A 16,222-nucleotide genomic window follows, 5' to 3' on the forward strand; every position below is an offset into this window, starting at 1 on the left:
GAGCAGTCATCTCTGCTCCATGGAAATTAATCAACCTGATTAAGCCATCAGTTTTTTCACATTGCATTAATTAAAAAGGAATTAGTCCATGTTCAAAAAAAGAATTATTTATGCGTTAATTGCCTCTTCAACCTTATACTTTGCAGTTAACTCTGCATATGCCCTGCCGGTAACGGATGGTACTATTAATTTTACGGGTAAAGTTGTCGATGCTAGTTGCACCGTCGCAGCTGGCAGTGTCAGCCAGACTATTCCTCTTGACCCAGTAAGTACGACATTACTGAAAACAGCCGGTGATACTGCTAATCCTACGAATGTACCTATCGTACTTGAGGAGTGCAACACTAATACATCAAATACGGTACAGGTGGTTTTCTCAGGCAACAGCATCCCTGGCGATTCAACCGTATTATCTTTAGTTGACGGTGGAAACTCAGCAACTCAGGTTGGAATTAAATTGTATGATAGCGAAAACAATGAAATTAAACTGGATGAGCCAACCGCGCCAATTAGTTTAACTACCGGTCAAACTACGCTGAATTTCATGGCTAAATATTATGCATTAGGCCAGGCCGGCGCTGGTGATGTGAATGCTACTGCAACTTTCACCATGATTTATCCATAAGAACTTTTATTTAAAGTCATGTTCGTTCCGGGGGCATATTTATGCCCTTAATTGGATAAGCATTCACCAGTGCGAAAAATATTTTTCTTACAGTTAATTGGAGTGCATTTTGAAAAGTTTTTTTTCACTGTTAATTCTATCTACTTCCATAATTTTATTTTCTAGCAACTCCTCTTTTGCTGGCGGAGTCGGACTTGGGGTAACCCGTTTAATTTATCCCTCTGATGTCAGGCAATTATCTCTCTCAGTCAGAAATACAGACGAAAATATGGCGTTTCTGATTCAACCCTGGACGGAAGACTATCAGGGTAACCGAACCAGCGACTTTATGATCACTCCGCCACTCTCCGTGCTAAAGCCGAAGAGTGAAAAGCTTCTGCGTATAATATACGCGGGACCGGAGTTACCGACAGATAAAGAAAGCCTTTTCTGGTTGACGGTAAAAGCGGTGCCTCCTGTAAACGAAGAGAAACAAGGTAATACATTGCAATTGGCATCGGCTAATCGCATTAAACTATTTTATCGTCCGCAGACCTTAACGATAAGGCCACAAGATGCACCAGCAATGTTAAGCGCTAAAAAAAATGGTAACGAAATCGAATTAGCTAACCCTTCGCCCTATTTTTTGACCATGGTAAATATAACCGTCAATGGGCGTAATTTAAATCCACTAATGGTTCCGCCCCAGCAAAGCATTAAAATTAAAAATGGCGCAACACCAGGTGGAGTAATAAAGTTTCAGACAATTAATGACTATGGTGCTCAAACCAAACCAATAACGTTGCATTTCTAATTTGTCTGGATGATATGATTCGACTCTCAGGACTTGAAGTAAAATGGATGCTGAACATTCTCTTATACACACTCCCCCCCTATTTTTAGCAACTGGTTTTGTTATAATTTTCTTCACCCTAACACATGAAAGTCAAGCTGCCGGCTATAAATTCAACCCTGCATTCATCAGTGATAAAAACAATACAGTTGCCGATCTATCATCGTTTGAACAAGGCCTTGAATTACAGCCTGGATATTACAAGGTAGATATTTTTGTAAATAATAAGTATCTCAAAACTGATACTTTTTTGTTTGAGGTTCAAACCAGAAATAATACAGCCATTTTAGCCCCTTGTGTTTCCTTTGCTGCCCTGGGAAACCTGGGTTTGAACCCAATTGTCTTGAAAAAATTTAAATCTACTCATGCTACAGAATGTATAGATTTTAGCCTATTCCCTGATATATCAGTAATATTTGACCAACAATTGATGAAACTCTCCTTTTCCATTCCTCAGATTTTATTAAAAAATAAAGCGAGAGGAGCCATCGCCCCCGAAGAATGGGAAAACGGGATCACTGCGGCAATGCTTAACTATACGTTTAGCGGCAACGATTATCATTACCGTTCGGGTACTAACTCTACACAGAGCAATTATTTTCTCGGCCTTAATGGAGGAGTCAACTGGGGACCATGGCGATTAAGAAACCAGCAAAACTGGGTTTATAACACCCACAATGGCGGTGAGTGGAGCCATATTAATAGTTATTTACAACGTGATATTCGTGTTCTCAGGAGCCAAATCACTCTGGGTGAAACGAATACCGCCTATAACATATTCGACACCGTTGGACTTCGCGGAATTCAACTTGAATCGAAGGATTCCATGCTGCCAGACAGTCTACAGGGATTCGCCCCGACAGTACGCGGGATTGCGAAAAGTAATGCCCGGGTGACTATCAGGCAAAATAATAATGTTATTTATCAGACGTTCGTTGCGCCTGGTGCTTTTGCTATTGACGATTTATACCCAACATCAGCCAGCGGAGATTTGAACGTTGAAGTGATGGAAGAGAACGGGCAATCAACAAACTATATCGTACCCTACTCTAGCGTCCCTAACCTTGTCAGAGAAGGACACCTAAAATATGCGCTCAGTGCCGGTCATTATCGTTCTGGTTTAAAAAGCGAACAAAACAAGCCTTTTTACACACAAACTTCTTTATTTTGGGGCTCCCCCTGGGGTTTGACGCTGTATGGTGGAGTGCAATTATCACAAAGATATAAGGCGACCGCACTGGGCCTCGCCAGAAACATGGGGGCATGGGGAGCCATTTCCCTGGATATTACCCATGCGGAGAGTCAGCTATCAAACGATGAAAAACATCGTGGTAATTCACTGCTACTTCGTTATGCCAGGTCACTTACTGATTTTGGTACCAACTTTAATTTTGCTGCATATCGCTACTCTACCGATGGCTTCTATTCATTTAGTGATACCACTTATAAAAAGATGAAAGGTGAAACCATCGAGTATAATACTGATGAAAATGGCAAACCGGTGATTAACACAACTAATAGCTATAACCTGCGCTATGCTAAAAAGGCGATGTCTCAAATCCTGATTTCGCAAAGCTTACACGGGCTTGGCTCCGCTTATGTATCGTTCAACCATCAGGACTATTGGCGTTCAGAGAAAAAAAATACCAACTTGCAATTTGGCTATTCCGGCAGCGTGGGCAATCTTTCTTATACCCTAAGCTATGCTCAGAACCGTAATCCGTGGAACGCAGAAAAAGATAAAATCGTCAATCTGGCGTTTTCTTTGCCTATTTCGAGTTTTTTAACCAACGCTTCTAAAACTACAGCAAGAATCAATACTTCAATGATGAGAACTGATAAAGGTGATTATAATGAGATTATCGGCCTTAGCGGTAATGCACTTGATTATAATAAGCTAAGCTACAACCTCTATCAATATCACCAACGCCATTCACCTGTCGGCGGTAATATAGCCTTGAATTATAAAGGACGCTATGGCATTACCGATCTTGGTTATAGCTATTCCCGGGATAATCAGTCTTTGAAATATGGATTTACCGGAGCAATGGTCCTCCATGAAGACGGACTGACGCTGGGCCAGCAGTTAGGAAACACAAATATTCTGGTGAAAGCCGTGGGGGCGTCTGATGCAGAACTGGTGAATGGGACCGGCATCCAGACTGACGGACATGGATATACGATTATTCCTTATGCAACCGCCTATCGTGAAAATCGAGTTCAACTACGCGAGGAAACATTAAACCAGGACGTTGAATTGGATGAAGCAGTTAAAACGGTCATCCCTTCAGAAGGCGCGCTGGTGCGCGCGACCTTCAAAGCGCGAGTCGGTAAGAAAGTCATGTTCAGACTCGTTAAAGACGATCGACAGCCTTTGCCTTTTGGCACCATCGTCAACGCTGAAACGGATGATGGCGCCATTAATAACGGCATCGTTGATGATTCTGGTTTTGTTTATATCAACGGACTAGCAGATGTTGGCCAATTAACCGCCAGATGGGGAAAATCTAATACTCAAGTTTGTACTGCAAAATACGATATCAGGTCATTAAAAAGCAATACAGTGACAGGTATTTATTCGACATCAGTAAGGTGTAAATAATGAAAATTGTCATGCCGTTATTGGCTTTATTTATGCCGTTTTTGATACGCAACGCTTTCGGATATGACGTTTTACTTAATGTTACCGGACAAATTACCGCTAGCGGTTGCGTCGTTGAAAACGACTCCAGAATGATTGATGTAGATATGAAAGAGATCAATATAACACAGCTGACGCAGACCAATAGCAGCGCACAAATGGTACCTTTCACCATCCGATTAATGGATTGTGCGGCCTCGGTCAGCGGTGCGGTAGTGACATTTTCCGGCGTTCCCGATCGAACAAATAGCGATTTTTTAGCATTGTCCGAAGGTGGCGCCAGCGGCGTCGCGATTAAAATCTTGAATGAAGATAAAACGATCGTTCCTCTGGGCAGCGCATCAAAAAATTACTTGCTGAACGAAGGTAACACCATGGCATTACAGTTTTATGCTCAGTACATTGCCACCGGCGCTTCACTTAGCGCAGGAGAAGCAAATAGTACGGCGACTTATATCGTTACTTTCCCGTGATTTTATCTAGTAGGTCAATTTTTCATTCTATTCTCGCTAACTTATTAGCTATAAAATGGACCCCATCATTAATGAAAATTATATTAAAAATATTAATTACGATTTTATCTATTTCATATAGTTACTTAGCGTTGGCCATTACCGCCACGACACCTCAGATTGTGCTTACCCCTGCGCCAATCAGCGTCACCCAAAATGCTGACGCCTCCACCTTTGGTCAGCAGATAGGCGCTACCACTACAGTCAGCGTAGATAATGTTTTTACCTGTCCTAACTGGCTTTATCCCTGTAAATCAGCAACCGTCAAACTAGGTAGCGGCTTACAACCTTCTGGCGTCACATTAACGGTAAATGGTCTGGTTTATGGTGTTTATGAAACAGGTGTGCCTGGTATTGGTTTTACCATTGGCGTCAAGGATACCAAAGCCACTAGCTATATTCCGCTGACCGATCAAGAGAGCACAACCTGGAGCGGAGCAGTTGGTCAGATTGGTTTTGATGCGCAAATCCATTTCGTCAAAATTAGTGGACGACTGGAAACCGGCATAATAACGACACCAGAAATCACCGCCGCAGTCATGACAGGCCATGAGTCTCTTTCCGGGGCATCGACTACTTCCAAAATAGTGATTAGTCCTACCACTATCTCAACGACTGCCAATGGCTGTGAGGTGGACCAATCTTTAATCAATTTTCCCATGGGAGAGGTCAGCGAGAGCGTATTCAAAGGCGTGGGGAGTCGCTCCGACGGCATTTCATCCACAATTACATTGAACTGTGATGCCAATATAGCATTGGCAATGGTTATTACCGATCAATCAGATGTATCTAACACCAGTAAAACCGTAGGATTGACCCCTGACTCTGATGCAAAAGGAATCGGCGTACAGTTTTTTGTTGATAGCGAAGAACCCATTTCGTTAGGGCCCGATAGTTCATTAAAAGGCACCACCGGCCAGATTCAGCTTGTCACAACTAAAGAACAGGGAAATGTCGCTATTCCCGTTACGGTAAGATATGTGCAAACTGGGGAGATTACGGCTGGTAGCGCGAATGCAATTGCCAGTATAACTTTCTCCTATCAATAGAAAAATATCACCAGTGGTTGCTATAATCCGCAAGAAAATGGTTGTGCCAGGATAAGCCATGCAATACCTTGCATGGCTTATTATCAAGTATCGAAGATATTAATATTGTTTTTAAATTTTTGAATGTATAGCTCATTAAAAGTTCTCAGCCCATGGCGTCTGACTGCTTTCATTTTATATCCGCTGACCGTTGTCACAGATAGATTTAATATTTTTGCTATTTGGTTTTGAGTGTAACCCTTAAAAAGCAGGTCGAGGACTTCATACTCTTTCTGTGTTCCTTTCAGGACATTCCCCCAAATATCGCCCAGAAAATAGTCCTCAGTATCCTTTGGCGGTGCTTTTAGCATCCACTCTATCGCTTCTTTTAAAAATGAATATGATGCTTTCTTGCATATCACCAGGTCGGACAAATGATTAATTATCGTCGAGTAATTTTTCTTCCTCGCGGTCAGCGTTACCATAAAAATGTTCTTACCGCGCTTCCTTTCGAGATAAATCTTTTTAGCATGCAGACTAACGTTAGGCGAGTCTCCATCTATAAAAAAGACATAGCAATTGCTGTTATGGTATAAACCGCTCAAGGTTTTGTTCATATCATCAATAATTGATGTAAACGTGACATTACTTAATTGGCAAGGATAATCGGATCGACTAAGAATCAAGGCGCATTCTCCCTATAAAACACTCGCATAAGATAACTTTGTTGATTATTCATTTGTCTTTTGTTGAACAATCTTTAAGATTTATCCTACTTGTGTTTCATAAATTTCCTCACTCATTTTTTCTGAATCTTTCTCTGTCAGTTACATTCCCTAAAATAAGAATTCATGAGATCTCATGAGAGCCATAAAAAACCAATTAAAACAATATATTGCGTTAAACTTGTCATAAATAAATGATAATCAATATTGCTTGCGTTAACGTTTAAATGAAGCAACAAAAAATTATAAAAACCTGTCATGCATTTATTATTTCACTACTGATAACAGTAACGCTTTACATAATTTTCACCAATTAACCATCAATACATATTGTTGTGTTATATGTTTTTTTGTCATATACTTTTATCGTAACAGATCTATCATATTAATTAGCGTTCTAATGAATGAAAGAAAAATATCTTATCAATAACAGTGTGTACTTCTACCCTGCTCAGCAATTATTAGTACCAATATCAGAAGAGTATGCGCAAGTTTCTTTAAATGTGCCGGCAAGCAGGTGCTTAACCCTACTATTAGAAAAGAAGGGTGAGATCGTCACAAAATATGATTTTTCGCAGGATGTTTGGCAAAGCAGGGGTCAATACACCAGCGCCAATACGCTTTATCAAAACATTTCGCTAATACGTAAAGCTCTGCGAGAAGTAGGTATTTCTCATGATGCTATCCATACTATACCCCGAGAAGGATTCAGCTTTCTGGGTACAGCTATTCTTATGCAGGAGGATAATACCCCTACAGAAAACGTACCTCCTGGAGGATCTGCGTCTAAGGAAAAGCGTCATGATGTATCTGTAAGTTATAATATGGAAATTATAAATAATGACTACAGTGCCCATGGTATATATTCCCCTACACAACATAAAATACCAGGGATTAACCCTGGACCTCCCCAGAGAACCAGCGTTTCTCCCTTGAAAGCTACGCTTAATTTCATCGACATTATTTATAAATACAAATGGCGATCAGTTTCTGCGGCCCTATTATTGATGCTATCAATTTTCACCTTTTATTATTACTTAAGTGATAACACTCATGATTACTTTAAAAACTATTACAGCATAGGTGATATAAACAACTGTACCTTAATGAAAAGTGAGAAGGATAAGCTTAGACAAAAAGCGGATTATTTTTCTATTTTTCAGCAGAAAGATATTCACTGTGAAACGGCAAAAAATGTCTACATCGCAATGGATACGCGTGCCACAAAGATTTTTATGCATTTTTGTAATAAAAACACAGATGATACCTCCTCTTGCTTTTCAACTTTTTTTATCGAGCGCTAACATGAAAAAGAAATGGATTTTTGTTTTGGTATTGTTAACCCTCGCCTTATCTCCATTGTTACTCAATGTGACTGAAAATTATGATAAAGATCACTTCTCCTGCTGGGGGAAAATTAGTTTTAACAGGCAAGCGGGAACTTACTCAGTTAAAGTGAGATATGTTTTTAATGGCGATACCGGAAAGGTTATTACGATTGGAGAATATAATGAACCAGGATTGCCTGCGCGCAAAGTAACACAGAATTTGGCTTTTAAATTTACCAGGCAAGGGAATGTATATACCATGATCTCGACTCTCTCACTGCTTACCGCTTCCCAGGCCAGGCTTTTGAGCGGTGTGGTACCTGATTTTTACCTCTATGAAGATCGAGGCTTACAGCTATTTATCCATAAACAAGGACGCAATGGACTCGTCTTCTCTACGGCGTCTTTACCCATATTTATCTGTACGTTGCAGTAGATGCGAGAGCAACTGAAGGAAAAGAATTGCTGACTTCACCGGCAAGATTAAAGTGGCTCCCCTCCCCGAGGTTTACTCTGGTGCTCAAAACCCAACCAGATCAGAGGGCAATAGCTGAAGGATAAAGCTAAAAGAATTTACGTGGATGGGAGTTTACATGGCCTTCTATCAATCTGACTGATCCGCAACGGCGGGAAAAGAGTATGTATGCAGTTTCATGTTCTGCATATCCAGAGCGTATCTAATATTGAAATGCCGCAGGCTATAGATAGAAGACTAAATCCATAAAGTGTGGTCATCAAAGCGTTGTCCTGAGTAGGTGTAGGGCTCTTCAGCAGTAAAGCTCCTTTCGTTCAACAGCACTTCCCGTATGAATAAACCTTCAGTGAAGCCATGTACGCACCATTACTGAATGGTTGTCTCTACTGGCTTTTGCTGATGCCTGTCATGTGATCGTTCACAATCAGTCGTGTTCATACACAGCCAGTTAGACATAGATTCATTACGTTCTCCCTTATCAGTAGCTACGAAATTGAGAAATGCGTCACAATACAGAAAACAACTTAACAGGTTAACCGGTTAAGTTGAGTTGAGTGGTTGATCGGGCAAACTGGTACAGGTATCGTAAGACTACGAAATAAAATCAATGTAGACAGAAACTGGCGAAACAATGAAAGCATCGGCACAGTCAACGAAGTACCAGGTGATTAAAACGGCCCTGTTAGACGAAATTAGAGACGGTACCTTTAAGCCCGGCGAAAAATTTTACAGCGAGTCGGAATTAAAAGAACGCTACTCTGTGAGTTCTGCCACGGTAATTCGTGCCATTCATGAATTAGTGAATGATGGTTATTTGATCCGCTACCAGGGAAAAGGTACTTTTGTTTCGAAAGCCAAACGCAATGAGAGTATTATTTTTTCAGAATCAGATAACGATTTAAAAGGTATGCAGTCAGTTAAAGTTATCCAATGCGAATTAGAAAACGTTTCTGACATTAAAGAAAAGCTTGGTTTAAAAGATAATGAAAGATATTACCGCATTGCGCGCTTGAAATTTGACAGCAACAAACCTTACGCACTGCAAATTTCCCATATACCGGCTCACTATTTTTCCAGTAAATTGACGGTTAAGAACTCGGCTCTCAGTTCCATTTACGAGGCATTTAAAGTCAACAATGGTCTTGATATGTATACCATGCCGTACCGACAAACTATCTGCGCCCAAACCGATGTCGAGCCTGAAGTACTGCAGCACCTTGGTCTCGGCGCCAATCAGCCCGTTATCATGATGAAGCGTTTTACCAATAACGAGCAGGGCCAGATCATTGAATATATTGAAACCTGGAAACGGTTAGAATCATTTTATATCGAAATCAGAACGCCAGATAAGGGGGCAGGATGAATCAAATATTATTAATCTCTCATGGGGGTTTCGCCAGCGGCGCCAGACAGGCTACAGAATTGATTCTCGGCGCACAGCCTAACCTCCATGTAGTTGAACTGGATGGTGAGAAAGGTATAGCAGTATTTAAACAGGAACTTCGCGATAAAATAACCGCTCTCAGTACAGCAGAATCAAACATTATTATTCTTTCTGATTTAAAAAGCGGTTCGCCGTATAACTCCGCAATGGAGGTTATTGTCAGCAACAACCTGTGGGATAATATCACCCTACTCTCTGGGATGAATTTAAACTTAATTCTCGAAATAACGATGGCGATTGATGAAAATCATACTCCCGCCTCGCTGAATGAAATAATAACAACGGCGCGTGATGGTATTTACCATTTACAGCAGGCAGAGCTTGCCGCGCAAACAAATGACGGAGACGAGTAAAAAATGGAGCACATTGCGGTCTGGCAGATAGCGTTACTAACGCTCTATTCAGGGCTGGCGATATATGACGGCAACAACACGACGCTTGGGCTGGTGAAACCGAGCATGGCGGGCTTCTTTGCCGGGATGATTATGGGTGATATGAACACCGGTCTTATCGTTGGCGGCACCCTGAACCTGCTGGTGCTGGGCGTGGGTAACTTCGGCGGCGCATCGATTCCGGACTACATGACCGGCGCGGTGCTGGGAACCACCTTTGCCATCATCAGCGGCCAGGGCGCAGCGTTCGGTGCCACCATTGCCGTACCGATTGGGCTCTTAATGGTGCAGCTGGATATCCTCGCCCGCTTCACCAACACCTTTATTCATCATAAGGCCGATAAGCTGATTGAAGACGGTCAGGTGAAGGCGGCGGCAAGAATGAACCTGCTGGGCCAGGTGCCGATCTCGCTCTCGCGGATGCTGCCGGTGCTGTTAGCGCTGCTCCTCGGGGCAACCTTCGTTAATGACGTCGTGACCTGGATCCCTGCTTCCATCATAAACGGTCTGAAAGTCGCCGGCGGCGTACTGCCTGCATTGGGTATCGCCATCCTGCTTCGTTATTTACCGATTAAGAAGAACATCTCATTCCTGATTCTGGGCTTCTTTCTGTCGGCCTATCTGAAAGTGCCGGTGCTGGGTGCCGCACTGCTGGGACTGGCGATTGCGCTTTACGTCTTCAACTCAGAAAAACAGGCAACGCAAACCACCGAGTCCCCGGCAAATGGAGCAATGGGCGATGAATAAAGTACTAACACGCGTATTCTGGCGCTGGTTTCTCTTCGGTCAGTCTGGCTGGAACTACGAAAAAATGCAGGGTCTGGGCTATCTGTACAGCATCTACCCGTTCCTTGAGAAGAAATACACCAGACCTGAAGAGCAGAAGGATGCAGCTAAAGTACACAGCCAATTCTTTAACACCAACAACACCATGGCGCCTGGGATCCTCGGGGTAAATATCGCCCTGGAAGAGCAGACCGGGCTTGCGGGTAAAGATGCCGTTGCCGGGATCAAAACCGGTCTGATGGGACCGCTGGCGGGCATCGGAGATACGTTGTTCTTCGTTATCCCGACCACCATTATCGGTTCCGTCGCGTCATACCTCGCGCTACAGGGCAACCCGGTAGGGCTTATCCTCTGGCTGCTATTCGCTCTGGTTCGCATGTTGTTTATGCGCTTTAGCATCAGTAAAGGGTATCAGGAAGGGGTGAACCTGCTGGGATCGTTGACCAACAGCCTCAACAAAATTACCCGTGCGGCCAACATTCTCGGGCTGACGGTCATCGGGGCGCTTATTCCCTCGGTGGTAAAGGCAAATCTTAACTTCGAGTTCAGCTACGGCGAAGTGTCGCTGAAGCTGCAGAGCATTGCCGACCAGATAATGCCGGGGCTTATTCCACTGCTGGTTGTGGGGTTCACTTACTGGCTGCTGGGGCTCAAAAAGATGAACTCAACTCGCGTCATTTTCGTTCTGATTATTTTAGGTATCGTTGGCTACAACCTGAATATTCTCGGTTAAGCAACACATTGATTTAAGGAAGTTATTATGAAAGGTATTGTTCACATCCGCGTCGATGACCGACTGATCCACGGCCAGGTGGCTACCCGCTGGGTAAGCCATTTCAACGCCAACCGCATTATGGTGATTGACGACACCGTTGCTGCAAACGACGTCGAAAAGATGCTGCTGCGCAGTGCGGCACCGGAAGGCTGCAACACCTCTATTCTCTCTTTTGAGAAAGCGAGCGCCAATATCCTCGCCGGGAACTACGACGGTCAGCGAGTGCTGATCCTGCTGAAAACGCCGGAGCTGGCGCTGAAGCTGATGAACTGCGGCGCTGCCCTCACCCAGCTCAATATCGGCAATATGTCCAACAAAGACGATCGTCGCCAGATTAAACGTTCGGTAAGCGTTAACGATGCAGAGATTGCTGCCATCAACGCGTTGCTGGAAAAAGGCGTAGCGGTCACAGCACAGATGACCCCGGAAGAACCAAACGCCTGTATCACTACGTTTTTAAAAGCCGATAAGGGATAAGGAATGTCACCACATCAGCAGCAATATTATCAGCATGTATTAGCAACGCTGGATCAGGTGTTTCTTACTCAGAGTGCTGAAGTTGAGCAGGCGGCGGCGCTGTTTGCCGAGTGCGTCAAAGCCAACGGCATCATTCACGGTTTTGGCTCCGGCCATTCGTTTGCCGCGGCGGTCGAGCTGGCCGGTCGTGCGGGTGGCCTGGTCAACACCAAAGCCATCGATCAGTTCTATGGACCAACCGGCTGGTTTGATTCGCTCAAAGGGATTGGCGATATCTTTTCCGGGCTGCTGGATCTGCGCGAGGCAGACTGCTTTGTGATTATCTCCAACTCCGGCACCAAGCCGCTGCACGTTGAGCTGGCACGCAAGGTTAAAGAGATGGGACTGAAGCTGGTTGTAATCACCCGCTACACCGGAGAGTCGGTATCAACGAGCGAGAGCATTTGCGAATATGCCGACGTCATTCTCGATAACGGCTGTCCGGCCGGTGACTGCACGCTGAGTATGGATAACGGCAACATCATGACCGGCCCGGTGTCCTCGCTTTCTGCGGCCTTCATCATCAATAACGTAGTAATCCGCTGCATCGAGATGCTGCTGGAACAGGGTATCGCGCCGCCGGTGATGCGCAGCATCAATCTGGCCGGTGGCAAAGAATACAACGATGCGCTGATGAGTCAGTACAAAGAGCGCGTGTTTACGCTGTAGGGGAAAAACATGAAAGAGACTCTGTCTAATCGCCTCGCACCGCTGCCCTTTCCTGCTATCACTCCCGACGACTGTCGGGATGCGCTGGCGGCATGTGTGCAGCGCATCACGCGCAACATGGGCCTGTATGGCGAGAAATTCCCCTCCGCCTGCACTCACAACAATCGCTATGTCCTGAAAGAGAATAACGACTGGACCAATGGTTTTTGGACCGGGATGCAGGCCATGGCCTGGGAGTTTAGCGGCGATACGGCATACCTGGACGGCGTTGAACGTAACGTCGTCAGTTTTAAAGCGCGCCTGGTGGCACACCATGTCCTTGACCATCACGATATCGGCTTCCTTTATAGCCTGTCGGCGGTCGCGCACTGGAAACTGACGGAGCGCGACGAGTTAACCCCGCTTATCGTGGCGGCGGCCGATCTGCTGGTGAATCGTTTTCACGACAGCGCCGGTTTTATCCAGGCCTGGGGAACGCTTAATGACCCGCAGGAGTACCGGCTTATTATCGATTCACTGATTAACCTTCCTCTGCTCCACGTGGCGGCGAAGATCAGCGGTGAGTCGCGTTATAGAATCGTTGCTGAACGTCACTATGCGGCGGTTATCAACAACATTTTTCGCGCAGATGGCTCTACTTTCCATACCTTCTATTTTGACCCGAAAAGCGGTGCGCCTTCACACGGGAAAACCTTCCAGGGGTACAGCGATAACTCCTGTTGGGCGCGCGGACAGGCGTGGGCCATTCTCGGGATCCCACTTCACTGGTCTGCCACCGGGGAAACCGACTACTACGAGCGCTGGCAGCAGGCCTGCGAGTACTTCTTCCGCTACCTGCCGGAGGACGGTGTTCCGGCCTGGGATCTGCTGCTTGCCACTGATCCGGCGGCGCCAAAAGACAGCTCCGCGCTGGCCATTGCCGTGTGCGGCCTGCTCGAAGCGCACAAGCACTTCCCGGAGGCCGGGTACGAGAAACTGGCGCGTCAGCTTCTGCAGGCATTAATGCGCGGCGCTTCTGCCCGCGATGACGACGCCTGCGAAGGCTTACTTAAACACGGTGTTTACGCCTATGCCCTTGGCAAAGGCATCGATGAATGTAATCTCTGGGGGGATTACTTCTACATGGAAGCGTTATACCGAATCTACCAACCGCAATGGTCAGGATACTGGTTATGACAATGATTCAAAGTTATTTAAATATCGTCCAGAAGAAACTTAACGACATTACCCAACAGGAAAGCCATAAAATCACCTCCGCCGCCGGGCAACTGGCAAAGGTCATTAATCAGGGTGGTGTGATTTATATTTTCGGCTGTGGTCACTCACATATTTTCGCTGAAGATATGTTTTATCGCGCCGGCGGTATCGCCCCAGTCCGGCCGATATTTATCGAGCCTTTAATGCTACATGAAGGTGCGGCAGCTTCATCGTATTATGAAAAGCAAAATGATTATATCGCAGGGCATCTGGAGAAGTTCGCGATAACCAATAAAGATGCATTAATTGTTATTTCAACTTCCGGGATCAACCCCGCGCCGGTGGATGCGGCATTGTGGGCAAGACAGCACGGGGCATTGACGTTGGCGCTGACCAGTTTCCTATATGCCGAGACCCAACCGTCGAAGCACAAGGCTGGCCTCAAACTGCGCGACTGCGCAGATATCGCGATAGATAACCAGGTGCCCATCGGTGATGCGGTGCTGTCGCTTGCGGATCATACGACGCCGTTTGCGCCAGTCTCCTCGATGACCGGGCTCTTTATTATGCACAGCCTGTTTGCAGAAATCATCGCAAAGCTGGGGCGTGATAATAAATGTCTACCGGTGTTTTTGAGCGGTAATATTGCTAATTCGGCGCAACATAATGAATATCTTCTGGAAAAATATGGCCCCCGGATCCCGGAGCTGATAAATAACAATAATTTTAAATAAGTAGTACGTCCCCTCGCCCTACAATACAGGGTTTTATAAGGTATATAATAATGACAAGTCATAAACTCAGAGTTTCTCTGTGTGCATCGCTGTTGCTTTTTATTACCCCAAATGCCTTTGCGGAAGAAGAAACGGATTATGAAGCGCCTTCGCAGTTTGAGAAAGCGTTTTATGATGAAGGCAAATTAAACTTCAATACCTCGTTATACATTCGTCATCGTGCAGTCAAAGATCCTACTACCGGTAAATACGGACTGGGTCCGGCCGGGATCCAGAACCAGACCGGTAACGTGGCGATTAGCTATATTTCTGGCTATTACAAAGATGTCATTGGCTTTGATTTCTGGGGCAACGCCAATATCAAACTCGGGCATACTGTCGGTCAGTCGGAGATCCTTTACTACGACTACGAATGTGGCCAACCAGGCAAGTTCAGCCCATGCGAGAAGTCCTACATGAGCGTGTCGGTTGCCGCACTAAAGCTCAATCTTGGCGATGCAGGTACCAACTTCAAGCTGGCGGCGGGTTATACCCCCATCAACTCCGGTACCGTTAAAAGCAGTTGGGGTCTCAACCCCCACGCTTTCCGCGGGTTTGACAGTGCCCTGACCCTCGATAAACTGCGGCTAACCTACGCCTGGGCCGACCGCTTCAAGAACGACTGGAGCCGTGATTTTAAACCGATGACTACGGCCTGGCACCAGAACAACGCCGCCGGGCTTGATGACAACGGCAAAATTATTAAAGCCGGTGAAATAATCGATTACATTCACACGGTGGGTGCGGTCTATAACTTCGGAAATACCGTTCTCGACGTTGGTTACGGCGAAGGTAAAGGCTATCGTCGCAACTGGCAGGCGCTGGTCGAACGGAACGATACTTTGACCAAAGCTTTCTCCCTGCAAAGTAAGCTCTTCTATCAGGGCGCGCGCTACATCGAAGATCTGTCGAAGATTAAAGATCCATCAACGGAATACTATGTAGGGATAGGTTTTAACCTGAGTCACAACAATACCGTGTGGTCGCTCGGCTACAGTCAGAACTACGCACCCAACACCGGGGATTACAACTTCCGCTTAACCCCGTGGGCGAACTCCGATAAGCGTGATTATCAGCCAACGCTGTCACAGCTGGAAGACTTTAACGTTTCCGGTGCCCATGCTGTTCGTTTTGGCGTGAGTTATAACTTCGCAGATTTTAATCTACCGGAGCTAACCCTGGGAGGGGCCGGAACCTACGGCTGGCATGTGGTGAGCGATGTCAGCAAAACCGGTTCAGTGAGAAAGTACGACGGTAGTATGGTGTCTTTGGATCTATCCGCTCGCTACTCGGTAGCCGAGGGTATGGCGAAAGGCCTCTCCTTCACCCTGCTCCCTGCACTGTTCAGGTCGACGGACAGCAACTATAAAACCGATCGTAACGACGTGAAGTTTATCGTCGGCTACAGCTTCAATATCTTCTAAGCCGTGCCCCCTCAATAAAACACGAGGGGGCGCACATAGGTTCATAATATTTGTTCTAGTGCACAGGTTGCAACGAGAAC

The 16,222-nt window shown here is 45.5% G+C and carries 17 protein-coding genes; 16 read left to right on the forward strand and 1 reads right to left on the reverse strand.

Annotated elements, in window-relative coordinates; all coding sequences use genetic code 11:
* Positions 1-88 precede the first annotated feature (88 nt).
* The 5 genes from PGR23_RS08255 (at position 89) to PGR23_RS08275 (ending at position 5,659) form a co-directional block, all read left to right on the forward strand.
* Complete coding sequence (locus PGR23_RS08255; protein WP_049061436.1) at positions 89-625, forward strand: fimbrial protein; 537 nt, start codon at positions 89-91, stop codon at positions 623-625.
* A gap of 109 nt (positions 626-734) precedes the next feature.
* Positions 735-1,418: a fimbria/pilus periplasmic chaperone gene (locus tag PGR23_RS08260; RefSeq protein WP_289576948.1), complete on the forward strand. Its 684-nt coding sequence runs from the start codon at positions 735-737 to the stop codon at positions 1,416-1,418.
* Between the two features lie 43 nt (positions 1,419-1,461).
* Positions 1,462-4,059 carry a fimbria/pilus outer membrane usher protein gene (locus tag PGR23_RS08265; RefSeq protein WP_396279786.1) on the forward strand — a complete coding sequence of 866 codons (2,598 nt, stop codon included), beginning with the start codon at positions 1,462-1,464 and terminating at the stop codon, positions 4,057-4,059.
* Complete coding sequence (locus PGR23_RS08270) at positions 4,059-4,571, forward strand: fimbrial protein (RefSeq protein WP_396279787.1); 513 nt, start codon at positions 4,059-4,061, stop codon at positions 4,569-4,571. Before PGR23_RS08265 ends, PGR23_RS08270 begins: the two co-directional genes overlap by 1 nt.
* Before the next feature lie 71 nt (positions 4,572-4,642).
* Positions 4,643-5,659 carry a fimbrial protein gene (locus PGR23_RS08275; protein ID WP_049061432.1) on the forward strand — a complete coding sequence of 339 codons (1,017 nt, stop codon included), beginning with the start codon at positions 4,643-4,645 and terminating at the stop codon, positions 5,657-5,659.
* Positions 5,660-5,742: 83 nt separating this feature from the next.
* Here PGR23_RS08275 and PGR23_RS08280 read toward each other — a convergent pair whose 3' ends face one another.
* Positions 5,743-6,123, reverse strand: a complete 381-nt coding sequence (locus PGR23_RS08280) for a helix-turn-helix domain-containing protein (RefSeq protein ID WP_161801954.1) — start codon at positions 6,121-6,123, stop codon at positions 5,743-5,745.
* A gap of 644 nt (positions 6,124-6,767) precedes the next feature.
* Here PGR23_RS08280 and PGR23_RS08285 point away from each other — a divergent pair.
* The 11 genes from PGR23_RS08285 (at position 6,768) to PGR23_RS08335 (ending at position 16,142) form a co-directional block, all read left to right on the forward strand.
* Positions 6,768-7,667, forward strand: a complete 900-nt coding sequence (locus PGR23_RS08285; RefSeq protein ID WP_080986115.1) for a winged helix-turn-helix domain-containing protein — start codon at positions 6,768-6,770, stop codon at positions 7,665-7,667.
* A 1-nt stretch (position 7,668) separates the two neighbouring features.
* Complete coding sequence (locus tag PGR23_RS08290) at positions 7,669-8,127, forward strand: hypothetical protein (protein WP_049061429.1); 459 nt, start codon at positions 7,669-7,671, stop codon at positions 8,125-8,127.
* Between the two features lie 670 nt (positions 8,128-8,797).
* Entirely contained in the window at positions 8,798-9,529 is a 732-nt protein-coding gene (locus tag PGR23_RS08295; RefSeq protein ID WP_396279788.1) for a GntR family transcriptional regulator, read from the forward strand.
* Positions 9,526-9,963, forward strand: coding sequence for a PTS sugar transporter subunit IIA (locus PGR23_RS08300; RefSeq protein ID WP_396279789.1), 438 nt, complete (start codon positions 9,526-9,528; stop codon positions 9,961-9,963). The genes PGR23_RS08295 and PGR23_RS08300 overlap by 4 nt, the downstream gene beginning before the upstream one ends.
* Positions 9,964-9,966: 3 nt before the next feature.
* Positions 9,967-10,749 (forward strand): PTS mannose/fructose/sorbose/N-acetylgalactosamine transporter subunit IIC, encoded by a 783-nt coding sequence (locus PGR23_RS08305; RefSeq protein WP_396279790.1) that lies wholly within the window; start codon positions 9,967-9,969, stop codon positions 10,747-10,749.
* A complete protein-coding gene (locus PGR23_RS08310) occupies positions 10,742-11,521 on the forward strand; it encodes a PTS system mannose/fructose/sorbose family transporter subunit IID (RefSeq protein ID WP_047041835.1) in 780 nt (259 codons plus the stop codon). The genes PGR23_RS08305 and PGR23_RS08310 overlap by 8 nt, the downstream gene beginning before the upstream one ends.
* A gap of 27 nt (positions 11,522-11,548) precedes the next feature.
* Positions 11,549-12,040, forward strand: coding sequence for a PTS sugar transporter subunit IIB (locus tag PGR23_RS08315; RefSeq protein WP_047041836.1), 492 nt, complete (start codon positions 11,549-11,551; stop codon positions 12,038-12,040).
* Positions 12,041-12,043: 3 nt separating this feature from the next.
* On the forward strand, positions 12,044-12,748 hold the full coding sequence (locus tag PGR23_RS08320; RefSeq protein WP_308959155.1) for a sugar isomerase domain-containing protein: 705 nt from the start codon (positions 12,044-12,046) through the stop codon (positions 12,746-12,748).
* Between the two features lie 9 nt (positions 12,749-12,757).
* Complete coding sequence (locus tag PGR23_RS08325) at positions 12,758-13,924, forward strand: glycoside hydrolase family 88 protein (RefSeq protein WP_049045495.1); 1,167 nt, start codon at positions 12,758-12,760, stop codon at positions 13,922-13,924.
* Positions 13,921-14,679 (forward strand): SIS domain-containing protein, encoded by a 759-nt coding sequence (locus tag PGR23_RS08330; RefSeq protein ID WP_049061370.1) that lies wholly within the window; start codon positions 13,921-13,923, stop codon positions 14,677-14,679. The genes PGR23_RS08325 and PGR23_RS08330 overlap by 4 nt, the downstream gene beginning before the upstream one ends.
* A gap of 50 nt (positions 14,680-14,729) precedes the next feature.
* Positions 14,730-16,142, forward strand: coding sequence for an OprD family outer membrane porin (locus tag PGR23_RS08335; RefSeq protein WP_396279791.1), 1,413 nt, complete (start codon positions 14,730-14,732; stop codon positions 16,140-16,142).
* Positions 16,143-16,222: the final 80 nt, after the last annotated feature.

Origin of the sequence: Klebsiella sp. 141162 (assembly GCF_050600755.1) — a bacterium.
Lineage (GTDB): Bacteria > Pseudomonadota > Gammaproteobacteria > Enterobacterales > Enterobacteriaceae > Klebsiella > Klebsiella aerogenes.

Excerpts from the sequence above, each read along its gene's own strand:
- PGR23_RS08315 (WP_047041836.1), top strand. The coding sequence starts at position 11,549 with ATGAAAGGTATTGTTCACATCCGCGTCGATGACCGACTGATCCACGGC.
- PGR23_RS08310 (WP_047041835.1), top strand. The coding sequence starts at position 10,742 with ATGAATAAAGTACTAACACGCGTATTCTGGCGCTGGTTTCTCTTCGGT.
- PGR23_RS08280 (WP_161801954.1), bottom strand. The coding sequence starts at position 6,123 with ATGGTAACGCTGACCGCGAGGAAGAAAAATTACTCGACGATAATTAAT.
- PGR23_RS08275 (WP_049061432.1), top strand. The coding sequence starts at position 4,643 with ATGAAAATTATATTAAAAATATTAATTACGATTTTATCTATTTCATAT.
- PGR23_RS08285 (WP_080986115.1), top strand. The coding sequence starts at position 6,768 with ATGAAAGAAAAATATCTTATCAATAACAGTGTGTACTTCTACCCTGCT.
- PGR23_RS08325 (WP_049045495.1), top strand. The coding sequence starts at position 12,758 with ATGAAAGAGACTCTGTCTAATCGCCTCGCACCGCTGCCCTTTCCTGCT.
- PGR23_RS08305 (WP_396279790.1), top strand. The coding sequence starts at position 9,967 with ATGGAGCACATTGCGGTCTGGCAGATAGCGTTACTAACGCTCTATTCA.
- PGR23_RS08335 (WP_396279791.1), top strand. The coding sequence starts at position 14,730 with ATGACAAGTCATAAACTCAGAGTTTCTCTGTGTGCATCGCTGTTGCTT.
- PGR23_RS08270 (WP_396279787.1), top strand. The coding sequence starts at position 4,059 with ATGAAAATTGTCATGCCGTTATTGGCTTTATTTATGCCGTTTTTGATA.
- PGR23_RS08320 (WP_308959155.1), top strand. The coding sequence starts at position 12,044 with ATGTCACCACATCAGCAGCAATATTATCAGCATGTATTAGCAACGCTG.
- PGR23_RS08255 (WP_049061436.1), top strand. The coding sequence starts at position 89 with ATGTTCAAAAAAAGAATTATTTATGCGTTAATTGCCTCTTCAACCTTA.
- PGR23_RS08290 (WP_049061429.1), top strand. The coding sequence starts at position 7,669 with ATGAAAAAGAAATGGATTTTTGTTTTGGTATTGTTAACCCTCGCCTTA.
- PGR23_RS08295 (WP_396279788.1), top strand. The coding sequence starts at position 8,798 with ATGAAAGCATCGGCACAGTCAACGAAGTACCAGGTGATTAAAACGGCC.
- PGR23_RS08330 (WP_049061370.1), top strand. The coding sequence starts at position 13,921 with ATGACAATGATTCAAAGTTATTTAAATATCGTCCAGAAGAAACTTAAC.
- PGR23_RS08265 (WP_396279786.1), top strand. The coding sequence starts at position 1,462 with ATGGATGCTGAACATTCTCTTATACACACTCCCCCCCTATTTTTAGCA.
- PGR23_RS08300 (WP_396279789.1), top strand. The coding sequence starts at position 9,526 with ATGAATCAAATATTATTAATCTCTCATGGGGGTTTCGCCAGCGGCGCC.